The organism is Sphingobacterium sp. UBA7625 (genome assembly GCF_002484085.1).
Lineage (GTDB): Bacteria > Bacteroidota > Bacteroidia > Sphingobacteriales > Sphingobacteriaceae > Sphingobacterium > Sphingobacterium athyrii.
Genome location: NZ_DLJD01000025.1, coordinates 16,497 through 32,323 on the forward strand (window position 1 = coordinate 16,497; position 15,827 = coordinate 32,323).

General features: G+C 36.9%; 15 protein-coding genes and 1 tRNA gene. 6 read left to right on the plus strand and 10 right to left on the minus strand.

Features of this window, described 5'->3' with window-relative positions; all coding sequences use genetic code 11:
* Positions 1-313: 313 nt before the first annotated feature.
* The 3 genes from B4G94_RS09800 to B4G94_RS09810 form a co-directional block, all read right to left on the minus strand.
* Positions 314-1,729, minus strand: a complete 1,416-nt coding sequence (locus B4G94_RS09800) for a Gfo/Idh/MocA family oxidoreductase (protein WP_286858611.1) — start codon at positions 1,727-1,729, stop codon at positions 314-316.
* Between the two features lie 11 nt (positions 1,730-1,740).
* A complete protein-coding gene (locus tag B4G94_RS09805; protein ID WP_286858612.1) occupies positions 1,741-3,129 on the minus strand; it encodes a 3-keto-disaccharide hydrolase in 1,389 nt (462 codons plus the stop codon).
* Positions 3,130-3,544: 415 nt separating this feature from the next.
* Positions 3,545-4,045 carry a DUF2199 domain-containing protein gene (locus B4G94_RS09810; RefSeq protein WP_286858613.1) on the minus strand — a complete coding sequence of 167 codons (501 nt, stop codon included), beginning with the start codon at positions 4,043-4,045 and terminating at the stop codon, positions 3,545-3,547.
* 569 nt (positions 4,046-4,614) lie between these two features.
* Between B4G94_RS09810 and B4G94_RS09815 the strand changes: the two genes are divergently transcribed.
* A complete protein-coding gene (locus B4G94_RS09815; protein WP_108633104.1) occupies positions 4,615-5,100 on the plus strand; it encodes a hypothetical protein in 486 nt (161 codons plus the stop codon).
* Positions 5,101-5,134: 34 nt separating this feature from the next.
* Here B4G94_RS09815 and B4G94_RS09820 read toward each other — a convergent pair whose 3' ends face one another.
* The 4 genes from B4G94_RS09820 to B4G94_RS09835 form a co-directional block, all read right to left on the minus strand.
* Entirely contained in the window at positions 5,135-5,707 is a 573-nt protein-coding gene (locus tag B4G94_RS09820; protein ID WP_286858616.1) for a Crp/Fnr family transcriptional regulator, read from the minus strand.
* Positions 5,708-5,840: 133 nt separating this feature from the next.
* Positions 5,841-6,947: an AAA family ATPase gene (locus B4G94_RS09825; protein WP_286858618.1), complete on the minus strand. Its 1,107-nt coding sequence runs from the start codon at positions 6,945-6,947 to the stop codon at positions 5,841-5,843.
* Positions 6,948-7,649 carry an RNA ligase family protein gene (locus B4G94_RS09830; RefSeq protein ID WP_108633101.1) on the minus strand — a complete coding sequence of 234 codons (702 nt, stop codon included), beginning with the start codon at positions 7,647-7,649 and terminating at the stop codon, positions 6,948-6,950.
* Positions 7,650-7,914: 265 nt separating this feature from the next.
* Entirely contained in the window at positions 7,915-8,886 is a 972-nt protein-coding gene (locus B4G94_RS09835) for a hypothetical protein (protein WP_286858620.1), read from the minus strand.
* A gap of 537 nt (positions 8,887-9,423) precedes the next feature.
* Between B4G94_RS09835 and B4G94_RS09840 the strand changes: the two genes are divergently transcribed.
* Positions 9,424-9,819, plus strand: a complete 396-nt coding sequence (locus tag B4G94_RS09840) for a hypothetical protein (protein WP_108633099.1) — start codon at positions 9,424-9,426, stop codon at positions 9,817-9,819.
* 316 nt (positions 9,820-10,135) lie between these two features.
* Here the strand turns inward: B4G94_RS09840 and B4G94_RS09845 are convergent, their stop codons facing one another.
* From B4G94_RS09845 to B4G94_RS09855, 3 genes are all read right to left on the minus strand, one after another.
* The gene (locus B4G94_RS09845; protein ID WP_165308213.1) at positions 10,136-10,432 is read right to left on the minus strand and encodes a hypothetical protein; all 297 of its coding nucleotides are present in this window, start codon (positions 10,430-10,432) and stop codon (positions 10,136-10,138) included.
* Between the two features lie 590 nt (positions 10,433-11,022).
* Positions 11,023-11,105: transfer RNA gene (locus B4G94_RS09850), tRNA-Ile, on the minus strand.
* Between the two features lie 94 nt (positions 11,106-11,199).
* On the minus strand, positions 11,200-12,903 hold the full coding sequence (locus tag B4G94_RS09855; protein WP_286858621.1) for an Eco57I restriction-modification methylase domain-containing protein: 1,704 nt from the start codon (positions 12,901-12,903) through the stop codon (positions 11,200-11,202).
* A 104-nt stretch (positions 12,904-13,007) separates the two neighbouring features.
* On the opposite strand from B4G94_RS09855, the gene B4G94_RS09860 reads away from it, so the two are divergent.
* From B4G94_RS09860 to B4G94_RS09875, 4 genes are all read left to right on the plus strand, one after another.
* Positions 13,008-13,412: an NUDIX hydrolase gene (locus tag B4G94_RS09860; RefSeq protein WP_286858622.1), complete on the plus strand. Its 405-nt coding sequence runs from the start codon at positions 13,008-13,010 to the stop codon at positions 13,410-13,412.
* A gap of 334 nt (positions 13,413-13,746) precedes the next feature.
* On the plus strand, positions 13,747-14,280 hold the full coding sequence (locus tag B4G94_RS09865; protein WP_108633095.1) for a GNAT family N-acetyltransferase: 534 nt from the start codon (positions 13,747-13,749) through the stop codon (positions 14,278-14,280).
* A gap of 254 nt (positions 14,281-14,534) precedes the next feature.
* On the plus strand, positions 14,535-15,065 hold the full coding sequence (locus tag B4G94_RS09870; RefSeq protein ID WP_286858624.1) for an NADPH-dependent FMN reductase: 531 nt from the start codon (positions 14,535-14,537) through the stop codon (positions 15,063-15,065).
* Between the two features lie 14 nt (positions 15,066-15,079).
* Entirely contained in the window at positions 15,080-15,823 is a 744-nt protein-coding gene (locus B4G94_RS09875) for a hypothetical protein (RefSeq protein WP_286858626.1), read from the plus strand.
* Positions 15,824-15,827: the final 4 nt, after the last annotated feature.

A 15,827-nucleotide genomic window follows, 5' to 3' on the forward strand; every position in this document is an offset into this window, starting at 1 on the left:
TCCCCGTTTGAAAACCTTTTTTGTTTGTATCTAAATCCATTTTTTACTCCCTTTTTCCTCCCATTAGTCAGGCCAGATACTAGTTATCATAACTATCCTAAGGCATTTTAACAAAAATATTTACAATAGCTCATATTTCCATCAAGATAGATCAAAATACATCCGATTTGTCTCATGCAATACAATGCATTTGAATACTGTGGCGTTTAACGTCATAGTAAACAAAGTTAGCTCCTCGATAAAAGTCCAATAAACAAAAAGCGAGGTATAAATTAAATATCCCCCGCTTTTTTTATAAATCAAAATGAGCAGTTTACATTTTATAATACTGCTCCCAGCCTCTTGCGGGGGGCGGTCCTGCCAACAGTGCATTGGCAAATTTATCGTTACTGATCTCCCTTTTTGTGGGATCAAAGATCAATTTGGTATTTAAACGCTGGGCGATTACTCCCAGACAAAATACTTGACTCAGAGGTCCGGCGATCTCAAAAGCAGACCTTGTTTTTTCTTCTCCTTTACACGCTTTTAAGAAGTTAGTAAAATGATTAGACGGTGAGTTTGGAATTTCTGGAAGACGGGATTCCATTTCCTTTGCTTTCGCTTCGGGAATGATTTGCAAAATGCTTGCATGAGAACCACCTTTGAACGTCAGATCCTTTCCATAAATAATTTTTCCGGGGTTTAATTTTGCTGGTTCCAATTTACCTGTACTAGGAGCTGGAATATTCGGATCCAATCCCGAAACTCCATAACCATCTGGTATAGGTGGTAAATTATTTAACCCATCATACCAATTAATGTCAACAGCAGGCATTCTTTTCCGTTTGGGAAAATGAAATTTAAGTGTCGAAGACATGGGAAAAAAATACGAATTATGTCCATCAAGTTTAACGGCACTGACTTCGGTTGGTAGCCCAAGATCCAAGAATTCATGCGCAGTATCTAATATATGTGCTCCCCAATCACCAAGAGCTCCCATCCCAAAATCATACCAACAACGCCATTGGCCATTCACAAAATCTTTATTATAGTTGTGACCTAGTGTTTGCATTTGCCATAGTTCCCAATCTAAAGTTTCCGGGATTATTTCAGCGGCAGGAAATCCTTTCATATTCACATCCCATCCATGCCATCTCCGCGGCATGTTCATATGTGCATCTATCCGAGTGACATCTTTAATTATTCCGGCTTCCTTCCAAGCCTTAAATTGAAAGTAATTTGCTTCGGAATGTCCCTGATTTCCCATTTGTGTTACAAGCTTTGGGTTCTTCCTGGCTTTATTGGCCATTAATTCAACTTCGAGGAATGTTCGCGCCATTGGCTTCTCCACATAGACATGTTTTCCAAGATCGAGAGCTAACATCGTTATCGCAAAATGGGAAAAATCAGGTGTCCCAATACTAACCGCATCGATCTGACTTCCCATTTTATCAAACATAACTCTAAAATCTTTAAACTTTGGTGCATCAGGAAACATTGCCAGAATTTCGTGCGTTTGCTTCGCACCCAGATCAACATCGCATAATGCAACAATATTACAAAGTCCGGTTTTATAAAGTTCTTTTATAATATCTGCCGCTCTATTCCCCAAACCCACACAGGCCAAATTGACCCGTTCATTTGGTGTTGCCAGATTGACTTTCCCCAGGACACTATTCGATAACATTACAGCACCAGCTGCAATAACAGATTGTTTAACAAAGCTTCTGCGTGATAAATAATGGTTCATAAACTCTAAGCTTAGTTTGGTGTATTAATCTTTATACTGCGAAATGAAACCTTATCTCCGTGATCTTGCAATAGGATAAATCCCTCTTTTGCCTCACCAAAGTTATCCCAGTCCTTATATTTACTGATAGCAACAAGGTCCTTGAACTCCTTCGATCCTCTTTCGTAACTCAGCATCTTAATTCCATTCAGATAGTGTTCAACTTTATTGTCGGCTGTCACCACTACTCTTCCCCTATTCCATTCGCCTATCGGTCTCCGCGCACGTCCATCCCTATTTGATGTGATGAGGTCATAAAGAGAGGCTAAAGTACGATTGCCATCTCTTCCTAACTTCGCATCGGGATGCAAGTCATCGTCGAGCACTTGGTATTCAAGACCAATAGCCGATCCTTTAGACTTTTCTTTTAATGTTACAAAATACTTGACACCACTATTGGCCCCGGGGCTCAGCTTAAATTCAAAAGATAGATCAAATACGGCGTATTTATCCTTTGTTACAATATCACCGCCATTAGTAGACTCACCGCCATCAGATTTCAAAACTGTCAATTGCCCATCCTTAATCTCCCAGCCGCGATCAGGAAATTTATTCCCATGGATGCTGCGCCATCCATTATTTGTTTTTCCGTCAAATAAAAGCTTAACTCCTTTTTTCTTTTCGGCATCAGTGACTTCATTTGGTTTTAAATTGACAATATAGACTTCCTTCGGAAAACCTTTTGACTTTAGATCGCTTGTCTTGATTTTAACATTTTTGAAATAGACCTTCTTTCCATCTAATTCTGAGGGGATACTATGTACTTGTAGTCCGATGAAGCCTGTCCTGTCAATTGTGTCCACTACATAAGAAACGGGTACATCGTTGATCCAAGTACGCAGCTCATCGCCAATCGCTTCGATTCTAATGTGGTTATATTCTTCAGCTTTATATGCCTTTTTAGCGTTTTCATTGAGATCTAAGGGATAGATCCAACCACGACGTGCCTCATCATAGATACCACCTGTCCACGCTCTGGATGAGGGGTCTATCTCCACTTGTCTTCCGTACACTCTACCACGCCCATCATTAGCTTTAGGGTCTAGATGACTCCGAGTCTGGATTCCTGAATTTGTTTGACTACCTTCGAGCTTAACATCCAGTTCCAATATGAAATCACCGTATTCTTTCTCGGTAATCAAAAATGAATTGGGAGTACCTTTCGTCATTCGCCCCACGATTGCATCTCCCTCAATAGAATAAGGAGCTTTTCCGCCTACAGATTTCCAGCCATTCAACGTTTTTCCATCAAAAAGGTCTGTCCACCCTTCCGTATCCTTATTTATCTGCGCATGCGATAAAATTGAATTTCCAACCATCGCTGCCATCAAGACAGACTTAAATATTGTGTTTCTCTTCATTGTGATAGTTACTTCTTGAGCTCGTATGCTCGGTTTATTTATTGAATATTGGNNGTCTATTTTTCAATATTGGGATGCTAAAACTATTGTATAATTTAATCCCTTTCAATCCAGGAGATGGGTGCGCTGTCTTTACCTTATGGTTATTTATCCAATTGCTTTAATAAAACAATATATTAATTAATATAGGTCAAATGAACCAAGTTGAACGATTTATTTACGAAAACGTTTGAAACATCAAAAAATCTAATGGCGGAAGGAAAGCCTATAGGTTGCATATAAAAATACCGCATAAAACTGGGAGGTGAGATACCTAACGTGTAGATAGGTCTATCTCCAAAAAATAACCAAATTCTAAAAACAGTTTTACATCTAAGCAATACGCATGAACAAAAAACGGATTTAGTTTTATGGCCTACAAAACTGAATTAACCCGTAACATAGCTTCATCCCTATGGATACCATTTAACCAATCCTGTACCAAGTGGTGTTCCGAATCGTAAGGTATCAATAGCGGACGGTATCCATCTAATTGGGTAACAACCTGCATATAAAGGCCAATTGTTGAGGTTTCATAATCCTCTATTTCATTACTGAGCATCCCAAAATAGTTTTTTTCCTCGGCTTCTTTATTTGCAAACATTAGGCGGTATTCGTCCATCGTTTCATTACTCACCGAAACCCAGACACCGTAATCCAAAGTTTCATCATGGCCCAAAATCGGAACCTGCAAAACTGCACGAATAAAATAATCTATCTGGTCTTCGTGGTGAATCACGCAAAAATCATCATCTTTATCCGTAAATTTTTCTTTATCCACAGAGTTTAATATATCATAGTGAAAGGGGGCATTAAACGCTAAGGATGGCAATTCAGTATGTTCTACACCACAATTTTTACAAATAAAATTATTCATATATCTTCGTTCAAAAAAAGAATTTTCTCTATTACAAACTTAATCAAACTTTTAAATTCCCATAAAATTAATTCTATTGTTAGAAATCATCTGCTAAGTTTAACCACCAGAATTTCGGCCAAAACTTCAATTACTCGATAACTTTAATCTTCTCCGTGTCCCCAATTTCGATTGGGGTTAGCACTTTTTCTACCAAAATTTAAAGTAACTCAATTAAAACCCAAACTAGCTATTTTTAGCGCATGCTTCCTGCTGATTAGATCACCTCTATAATTTTTTCACGATTTTACCTTTTCAAAGTTATATTGGAGGGAGTTTGGCAATACTGGGATGTTCTTCAATTTTAAAAAATAAAATAAAAACAATCAGTAAAAAATTTGGAGAAAACGAAAATTATACACAACTTTAAAGCACAAACATATATTCCAAATAGGCTACAAAGTAGACAAAGGAAATTTTTTTATTTTAAAAAGACGATTTTATCCTTGAGCATATCAATGATAGAATTTCAAATTAGTTTTTTTGCAGAAAAACTTTACTTACATGTATAGACAGTAGCATTATAAAATATGACAACCACCCCCATTAAGGTATATACAGTAGTTTCAAAAGAGATTAAAGAAGATCCGGATGTATTCACCAATCTAGAGGGTGTTTTTTCTACCTATGAAAAAGCACAGGAATATATCGACCATTTTTTTGGCAATGCGAAATATGGCTATCGTTCCATCGTAACGACGCTTTTAGATCCATTCCAAGATGAAATCCAAAATAACGATTCTTATTACAGTATTTCGTCCCAGTTGATTGACAACAAATTAGAAATAGAGATCTGTAAAACTTCATTTGCAGTGGTTCTTTCCGAAGTTGGAAAACTGCGTATAGAAGAAGCTACTTCCGAAAGACCGTTGGAAATCAACCTCCATTGCTTTGCTAGATCTGAAGAAAAGGCTATTGAAAAATTCAATAATTTAGTCAAGAATTATTCAAAAGAACATAATCTTTACTTTCAAACGCTACCTTACCGGATAACAGATTCGAATCAATGCTATTAGTTTGCAAATTGTTTTTTTAAGCCGATTGTATATTTTAAGAACCAATTTTTTTTCGAATTTCACTCAGATATTCTGGAGTAAAACCTAGAAAAGATGCAATAAGATATTGCGGTACACGTTGCACAAAGTCTGGATACTTACGTAGCATGTCGCGATAAAACTGTTCTTTAGGCAATGAAAAAAGGTATTTAACACGCATTTGCGCAGCTGCATAAGCCCTCTGATACACAAAACGAAAATAGCGTTCCATTATAGGAAATTCTAGCATCAATTTCTCTTGATTTTCTTGACTGATATATAAAATCTCTGATTTTTCGACAGCTTGAATATAGAAGGAACTAACAAGCTTATGTTCATACGCCATATTATCTGTAAGCCACCAGTTTTCAATCGCAAATTCTGTTGTTTGCTCTACACCTTTTTCATTGACAAAAAACTTACGCAATATTCCTTTCAATACAAAGTAGTGATATCGACAGACTCTCCCCTCTTCTAGCAAGTTCTCTTTTTTAGCTATTGAAATAACATCAAAGTACTTTGATATTATTTCAAATGTATTATCATCAATTTGGATAAATTTCTCTAAATGTTTTCTAAATGTTTCCAATACATTTTAATTTATTTGATAATCAAAATTTCACCTCCAATTGCATTCACCAAAAACAACCTGAGGTGATATGATTTTTGTAACTAATCTCACAAGGTTATTTTTACATCAGACTTCTTTTATTTCCTCATTATTAAACCAAATAAAGTACCTCGTGTGCCTCTGTCAGCTGCGGGACTTCCAAATTGTGGAGCATTTTATCTAATACTACGTCCGGGAGAGGATAGGCCCTATTCCGATTTTGCAAACGCCATTGGCTGTACGGTTTTTCAATATAGACCAATTTAACATAGGCCTGATAGCTAACAAACAAATCGATCAACTGTTGACGCATTAATGTTGTAATATTAGTTGCATTCCAGATAAAATCCTGTCCCCTGCGCAAATAAATCTTTGCCTGTTCTTTTGCTTGCTGCACTACCCAGCCGTTCCGTTTTCTATCTGTTGGATCTATACTGTATCTACGACGAATATCATCTAGACTAATGACAGGGATATCCTCATTATGATTAGTTACATAATGATCTTTACCCATCCCCGGTAATCCAGCTAGCATAGTAACCTGAGATCTGAACCTATCAAAAGGAACATAATCCACATAACCGTCCGCTTTGTTGAAGTAAGTAAATTGTGCATTCAGTGTCGCAAAAGATCGTGGTGAATACCAACAACCAATTTCTCTTGTATACAGTTCAAAAAGCTCTAATACATCAAGTAATGCGGTTTGATCCCGACAGATTCGCCCTTTGGCGTCGGCTTCAGCCAACAGTTTCAACTCGGGCATATTTACCCGCAATGATACTTCCAAGGCGCTACGCATTGGATCAACTTTATCCATCAGCCACAACGGCAGTCCATGATACCGGACCAGCCCTACGATTTCTTCCCGAAGGGCAAAAGGTGTCTCCACATCACGGAACAAAATTTGACGTGCTGTCTGCGCCCCCTTCCGCGCATGACCAGGCGAACTGACCCTTCCTTTTCCGTCTACCGATGTGGTAGATCGTTTTTCGACATCATGCAGCAATGCCGCTGTCCAAAGTAGCTCCTGCCGTTGCCTATTAAGCCCCCTGTAGTCACTGGATTGTTGTAACTGCTCAAGTACCAATTGCGTGTGGATAGCAACATTCCCCTCTGCGTGATGAACGGGATCCTGCGGAACATTCTGCATGTCCGCTACCCAGGAAAACTGTTTTTCCAATTTCAACCAGTCTTTATCTGCTGTTAATTTCCATTCCATCTAGCTAATTCTCCTTTCCCAAATAAGCTTTGTTCTTTTCCAGGATTTTGTCCAATGTTCATCCGTCTGTACATGTCCTTTTCGCACATACTTAAAGACATTATGTTGAAACCTGGAAACTGGATAAGCATCCGCATTCCGACAGACTAGACCTTCTGAGGTACATTCGGTGCCCTGTCTTGGATCGATAGAGCCTAACACCGAAGGCTGGGAAGCTAGATTTTGAACAGTTTCTTCCAATTGCATTATCTGTTGTATGTCTGCTACCTTTTCAGACCTCAACAACGGTACCAAAGGCAAATCAAACAAAGCTGCATAGAAGCTTACTTCCTCCCATGAAAGCCAAGTATCTTTAACCCGAACGGCAAACACATAATAATAATGTTCCAATTGCGTATACTCGATTGAATGTACCGCATAAAGGTTTTCACCAAAAAACTCCAGATTACCTAAATCATTCTTTAAGCGTCCCCAATGTTCACGCAACCGCGCGGTCCAAGGAGATGTTGTCGGTGCCGCATGCGACCGGGCAAATACCCCCCGCCTGGATAGGCAGTTGTTTTCGCCATCCAATTTTTCGGTGTAAAGTAAATCTGAGAAAGATTGAATATCCTTCCAGTATTCATAATTAAAACGATCGTTGCTACTTGTCCCGGGTGAAAAAGGAAAATGATAGGTGCGACCATATTTTGTTGATTCCATTTTTTTAAACTAAAGTGAATAATGTTGATTTAAACACACAGGTATAGCAGCAATCAGTTTGGGTATTTCTCCCATCTGATTACGTATCCCCATATATTTGGTACAGCATTACATGACTCTATGTTTAAAAAGATATAACATTAATGATCTATCGAGACAAAAATAGATAATTTTCTTAAAATAAAAAACCGTTACACCAGCAGGCATAACAGAATAACCAAAAGCTATAAATAAAAGTTCTTATATTAATGAGGTCCGATGTTATCTAGATGTTAATAGGCGTATCCCAGCCAATACGGGAGTAATCCTCTTGATTGTTTAAGAAAAGTTTTACTTGATGCCCCCTAAGCCCTTTTCCAGTCCGCAGTATTTCATTAAGCTGCTCCTGTCGAATATTTTGCAGCAACATCTTCTCAATAAAGGGCTGCAGCTTCAGGTCGTCTGCCACACGTTTGATCGGATATTGCACAAAGAACATATTTATTGCATAATTTTTTGATATTTTGACAAGCCAGTTTTCCATGCCAGCCTTTTTTAGCTGATCGAAAATTGTCGGACAGTCCAATATTGTTCCGTTACGCAAGATAATGCATTTGGTCTCTGCTGTAGTGTAGACTGCAACAAGATCAACAAATCGCAGCTGTTGCAGGTTGATCTGTTGGACAAGCTCTCCCCTTTTAGCCAGTAGGTCAGCCAATAGATAGACGTCGATGTTGTCGATGTCCATTCCATAGAATTGCTCTTTCTTCTTTAAGCCATTTTCTTTTATTTTCCAGGATTCATTTAACGAAACGATCGGTGCAGTTTGTTCAAATTGTTCAAAAGTCGGTCTTTTTTTTATCAAAGGTCTTCTCTGTGTTACCATTTGCCCAGAAACAGCTAATTCTTTCTCTGAACTCACATTGCTTACAACCTGCATAAGTGGTCTGTTATAGAAAACAGCCAAATTCTGCCGTTGGCCAATGGAATGATAGAGTAGTGACCAATTTTCACACATATACACCATCAGGCTGTATGATACAAAAATAGTAGCATAGCGTATTCCATAGATTTGCATATGAAGCTCAAAAAGAACCGAACGTTCAACCGAAGACTGGCTATAAACGAAGATAATCGCGACATACAATAATAAAAATGGAAAAACAGACACTAAAAGGAGCGAAAAAAAAGCGATAAAATGCAGGATAATATCAAGACCGGGAATGTTTTTTGCAGGCTCCCCTATTCGTTCACGCATATAAGGTACACTCCAATATGTTGGCAGATTAAGCACAAGTGATACCATTGTTGCCCCAATCCAAAAAACACAGATCATTATGACAACCAAAATCCAATATTTAAACTGATCTGATCGTTCCAAAAAACCTTGAAACGATATTGTTTTCAAATTAAAAACAATAGACAGCATCAGCGAGCAAAAAAAATAAACGATAGATTTCATGACGTTTCTCCGAAATAATCTGGTTAGGACAACAAAATTAAATAAATTACTTACAAAAGTATACCAATATAATAAATAATATCGAAATTATAAAACAGCGGAACACACAAACGATAATATTTACAAAGTAATTAACAAAATCATAACATTCTTCCAAGCCAAGACTGAAGGACAAACCGTTAATAATTGCTATTTTAGATCAATATTCGTTGCTTTATGGAGGTTTAACTAATCAATAACCTACATTTCATTGTCGTGTTATCATATTTTTAAGTAAAAAAAAGATAATTTATAATAAAATTTTGAGATATTGTAATATAATGAATTCAAATAATGAAACAACAATTCAACAACCATGGCGTAGCCAAAGTACAATTTCGAATCTTGGCATTGCCAGCAAGTTTATTAGCAATTGAAACAAATGCTATTCGTCGAAATTTTCTATCTTGGATGGAAGCAAATTTCGCACTGACTACTAGCCAAAAATTTCAATTGATGACCATGCCTGACGATCTACAGGATACCTTAAGTCAAGCTATTGCAAATAGCTATGAGCTCGGACAGGCCGTTCAATTTTTCAAAGAGACAACTTCTAAGGACGATCAGCCCGATTTAAAGGACATCGTGATCAATGGTGCCGAGACAATGGCGGAACTAAACAACACGAGTAGAACAGCAGCTTTCGTGGGACAATTGGCGATCAATATTCGCTATAAAGTAAACATGTAATTTATCCAAGATAATATTACCCCACAATGCATTAGCCTTACAAGTACCTTTAACATTTATATCCCGTTTACGTTCAATCTCTCGAACAGAAAATAAACGGGATATTGTATTCAAAGCATTCCAGATAATAATTCCTGTCAATATGAAAAGATTATGCAACATAATCAGCAAGGGATTTAATATGCCGTAAGTGAACAATGCATCTGACTACCCAATATCATATGCACTGTGCTAATATTGCCCGAAGCCGTGTCCGTTTGTCAAATAGGCCAATTATCGCAGATCAAACAGCGTATCCCATCCACAATAAACTATCTTAGATCTGCAATTGTAGACGGATCCAGTTTAAGACGAAAAGTAAAATGAATGCAGTTAGCACATACACTTCTATTTTATTTACTTTAGCCGGCCCAAATTTCCAGACGCAGATACGATCGATAATAAGCAACAGCAGGATTGGAATTAATCCGAATATCCCAATGTATATCGCCATTAATTTATCGGGAGCAGAGTGTCCAGTACCCAATATTGTAACCGTGACGGCAACACCGATAAACCCTAATATCCCAAGGATTAAGAAAAGAGTACCTTTTGTTTTTAAGAATTTTATCATTACTTGTTGTTTATCACCAGCTTTTCCAACACATCATATAGTGACAATTGGCTTCTACCGCCTGTTTTCCAATTTACACATCCCGATGCGCTAAAAAATTAAAAACAAGCCCCCGAAAGCCGGGGGCGAGTGGCTCAAAGCCGGTTCATTTTTCTAGTTCGCTAGGGAATGTTCCGAGCCTCGCTGCCAAAGATAATAGCTAAGTTAGTTAATTTAAATCATAGTATTATGCTCAGACTTCAATTTAGGTTCAGACCCTATAGATCCTGTACATATAGATCAATTCTTGAAAAATATCTATATTTAAAGACCGGACATGAGGGAGTTCGGCTAATCTATTACACAAAAGATGAAATTTAAAATTTTAATATTATTTATATTTATCCATTATCTATGTTCTGCTCAACAAAAACAAGTAGTCAGCAATGAAGTAACAGCTTATAGCCTACAGACGAAAAGGGATACCTTTGATTTTATTGTTGTTGACAAAGCGCCAAATGAAAAGAAACCAATATTTCTATGATACCGCGCGAAAAATAAGAAAGTAGAGAAACCAAAATATATTGAATTCATTGATCGTAGAAAAGAAGTGCGCCCACCTGGGCTCGAACCAGGGACCAAAAGATTATGAGTCTTCTACTCTAACCNNTCTAACCAACTGAGCTATAGGCGCAATTTTCCACTTCTATTTTGAAAGGTCTGCAAATATATAAGATCAAGATAAAAACTCCAAAAAAAATAACTTTTGGAGTAGACACTGGTCTTCGTTAAAAGAAATCCCTACAAAGTCCATATGCCTCATTAATTAATTTGTTCAGTTTATTTTCCAGATCGCATTTATCTAAGGTTTCACTATTATTCAGTTGTTTAACAAGGGCAACTACAGCCTGAAAGTTTGCACTGGAGAATCTAGGGAGAGGATAGTTTTCAATATATTGAGAAAAATAACGTTTTCTTCCAGCATAGAGTTTATTGTTATACATCAGTGAATGATAATAATTCATTAATCTAGAGTTACAGACGCCCTGAATGAATAAAAGAATATCAAGATCGTTCTCGTTTGTCGCCGCCATCCAATAGCAGTTTCCGTTCACCAATTTACCACTGGAGTCAAAACAAAATCGGGGCTCAATGCTAATATCCGGAAATACAACTTTGGGAAGTTTCCAGAGAGCCGGGTTCTGGGGAACCCAGATTTCATACCAGCCGCGCCCAGATTTTAAAACATAGTGCCTGTTATTTAGTACTTCGAAATTACTGAGCAAATATTCTTTTGTCCTAGGATAATCCTCTAGATTTATTCGATTACGTTTACCCTTGTTATCAAAATGAGGATATAGTATTCTTAAATCTGTTTTAGGTGCCCCCCACGCTTTAATGTTCTCTTGTGATATCAAATCATACATTAATTCTGCCTCTGGCTCAATGATATCATAAGCACCCCAATCTTTACGAATAAACACCTTATCGGCGGTTGTTTTGACGCCTATTTTTACTTTAAAATGATCTCTTACTCTGGAAAAACAAGCCGCCTCGATTTTGCGCACAAATTCCTCTTCCCTCAAATCGAGCAAAATCCAGTTGCTTTTATTGGATGAATCAAATTTTACAGTACCAGATGTACATAGATAGGAATTCTCATTGTGTTTAAAATTGCCAACATAGTTATTTTTCAATGCCTCATAAATTGACATTTTTTTACCTCCTGGCTTCGTTTTTCTATTAAAGTCTTGATAAATTTTAAAGAACTGGCAACTTTCCGTGTTATGGGTACGTGTTTTTCTTCCTATGAATATAGCCGGCAATACTGCAGCATCGAATAATTTTGTATCGCCCAGATCTATGATTTCCAATATCTCATAATTCTCCCTCAGAAATTCCCGGATACTTTCTCCACTTTTTGTATTCAAATATTTGTTTGATGTAATAACACCCAAAATCCCCCCCTCTTTTAAAGCAAATGTCATCGCCTTAATAAATGGAAAGTACAAATCCACTTTCCCTTTAAGTCCATACTTTTTGGATATCTGCTGAGCATAGTCCGCGCCTAATAACTGCGTTCTTACGTAAGGCGGATTGGCAATAATGATATCAGCACATTGATTCATATCCATGGAAATACCATTAGACGTTCCAAAACGGGTATCATCAAAGGAAATACTTTCCAGAAAGTCAGCATACTGAACCTGGTATCTCGATTCGCCAAAGTGACTTTCAAGCCTTGTCTCTGCCTTACCCAAGTAATTATAATTGATATCAACACCCCTCAACTCAAAAGTTATTTTATTCGAGACCAATTCCTTTCCAATGCTAAGTAATAAGGCTCCATCCCCACAAGAAGGATCTAACACACTGACAGAATCTTTAGTATTGTATTTTAGTATTTTTTCCGCCAAAAATTCAGCAAGCAATACAGGGGTAAATGTTGCTCCATTTTTCTTGATATTTAGACCGTCTTTTATAGTATTCATAAATATGCTCAAAGTTATCAAATTACACTTTACTCGCCCCATCTTTAATCTGAGAAAATTCTTTCGAATGATTTTTTGTTATCTTCAATAATTAAATAATACAAATGGACAATAATATCATTGATAAGGTCGCATTAATTCACATTTCTAATAAGAAAATCTTAAGTACACAGTCAAAAGGTAAAGACAAACTTTATTTCCCCGGCGGAAAAAGAGAACATGGTGAAACTGATATAATATGTCTAAGGAGAGAAATCCGTGAGGAGTTAAATGTAGATATTATCGAGCATTCTGTCAGATTTTTTGGCACTTTTGAAGCTGCGGCTGATGGGCGCGGAAAGAATGTTATCGTACAGATGTCCTGTTACTTTGCCGAATTTACCGGTATTTTGACAGCTTCCAACGAAATAGAGCGCTTTGAATGGATCAGTTTTGCTGATAAGAACAGAACTTCTGCTGTGGATAATCTCATATTACAGAAACTAAAAGATCTAAAATTCATCGATTAACCACAAGTTCAAAACGGAAGCAACTCCATCCATTACTTTAGCTATGTAGATAGTCATTTAGCTAGTTTATACACCGCATCTGGCAAAACGAGACAGTCAATACTTTCATATGGAAGAATGAGAACGTGTTGAAGTTAGGCAAAGGATTGATGAGCAGCTGGCAAAAAACTTGAATTAATGGAGAACCATTAGCATGGCTAAACTAAAACACGACTTTATTGTTCTTTTATTTAGTTTGTAATGTTTTAAGTAACCAGAAAATGACATTTATTTTTTTTTCAAACATAAAATCTTCTTAATCTATTATTTACAACCATTTTATAATACCAAAAGGATGAACGACTTTCCAAGATTAGAAACTGAAAGACTTATTCTCGACAAAATAACAGTGGAAGATATTCCACAGATTGTATTATATCTTCAGGAAAAAGTATTTTCCGATTATACGTCGAATATTCCATACCCGTATCGGAAGGAAGATGCTGAGTTTTGGCTGAAACTATCAACCGAAAGCTTTCAAAACCGTAAAGGAATCACCTTTGCAATTCGAGAAAAAAAAGGAAAATTGCTCGGTGCCATAGGACTTCACGATGAAGGCTCGGATAAAGCCGAATTAGGTTATTGGATAGGCATTCCAAACTGGAATAAAGGCTATGTCACTGAAGCTGCGAAAGCTGTGATTGACTACGGTTTCAACCAACTGAATTTCAACAAAATATTTGCGACTTATTTCCCTCATAACCCAGCTTCTGGAAAAGTTCTAGGCAAGATAGGAATGAAAAAAGAGGCCGTATTAAAACAGCACCTAAAGAAAGATGGCAAATATTATGATATCCCAATGTATTCAATTTTTAAAGAAAATAGATAATACTAACGTGCCAGAAAACAACATTCTAATTTCAATACGCTATCAGCAATAATCATAATTTTGCTTCATTCCCACTGTAGAATAAGCTATCCAAGAGGATAAAATATGACCTATGACGCTACTCCTTTTTTTAAAAGGAGATATCGACCTTTCGTTGTATTGTCTAATACGTATGAGCGAATAATGAAATAACGAATTATCTTATTTAAAAATTCGGTAAATTTAGACTATAGACAACTATACAAAAATATATCATGAAAATATTTGCCTTTGCCGGAAGCAATTCCTCCACTTCGATCAATAAACAATTGGTCAAGTTTGTTCTAAAAAGTTTTGGTAACCATGAAATCAACCTGATTGATCTAAACGATTATAATATGCCTATTTTTTCTGTCGATTTGGAAAAAAATGGTTTTCCGGAAGAAGCACATCATTTTCTGGATAATATTACCAAAAGCGATATTATTATCTGTTCATTGGCGGAAAACAACCGCTCCTATAGCGTTGCTTTTAAGAATGTTTTCGACTGGGCTTCCCGAATAAATGTCAAGGTGTTTCAAGACAAACCAATGTTATTAATGACCACCTCTCCAGGCGGTTATGGCGGCGGAAATGTGATGGCCGAGGCACAAAAATTCTTTCCACAATTTGGTGCTATCATCAAAGAAACCTTTTCCCTGCCAAAATTCTATGAGAATTTTGATCTGAACAATGGTGTCATTAACCCAGAACTTTTAACGGCACTTAACCTAAAAATAGAAAACTTTAAGAAACAACTCGTATAACAAAATTCTATTAAATGTTAAGATTGCTCCATAGGATTTATCTCCTTACCTTATCTATAGCACCATTTTTTCTAAGTGCACAAACCAAGGAGGCTGGTCTTCTTCTTCCTACCGGAGACACTTTACGCTATACGAGCAAATATTGTTGCATTCTATCCCCAAAAAACGGATTTAAACTATACGATATGCCAAATGGAAAAGTAATCGGAAAATTAAAGATGGAGATCAGGGAAGACGACAATCAATCACCATATTTCATTTTTTTGGCAACAGCCGATGACAAAAAGAAACTTACGACAGATAATTTCAAATTAATTGGCAATGAAGTTTACGCTATTCCATATTATGAAAAGCGGGACGGTTTCATTCGTATTCTAACAGAAATGGGAAATTATTGGATTTCGGTTAAAGAACTAAACAATATGTACTTTTCAGCGAGGCCATGGATTAATTTTCTATTGGAAGAAAATGAAAAAGTACTTGGTTATTATGCGAAAGTCCCGGGACTTCGAATCAGAAAAGAACCTAATACCTCAAGCGATATTATTGAAGCCATTCGAGGAGATCTATTCGAAATCAAACTATCCAATCAAATAAAGGGACAATGGTGTAAAGTCAAGGTGACAAAATATAGAGAACATCCTTGTGAAACTGACCTTGATGACAAGGACAATATTGAACGCATCATCCAAGGTTGGATAAAAATCATCGATGATGATGGTGATTCAAATCTCTGGTATTACGCTAAAGGATGTTGATGGC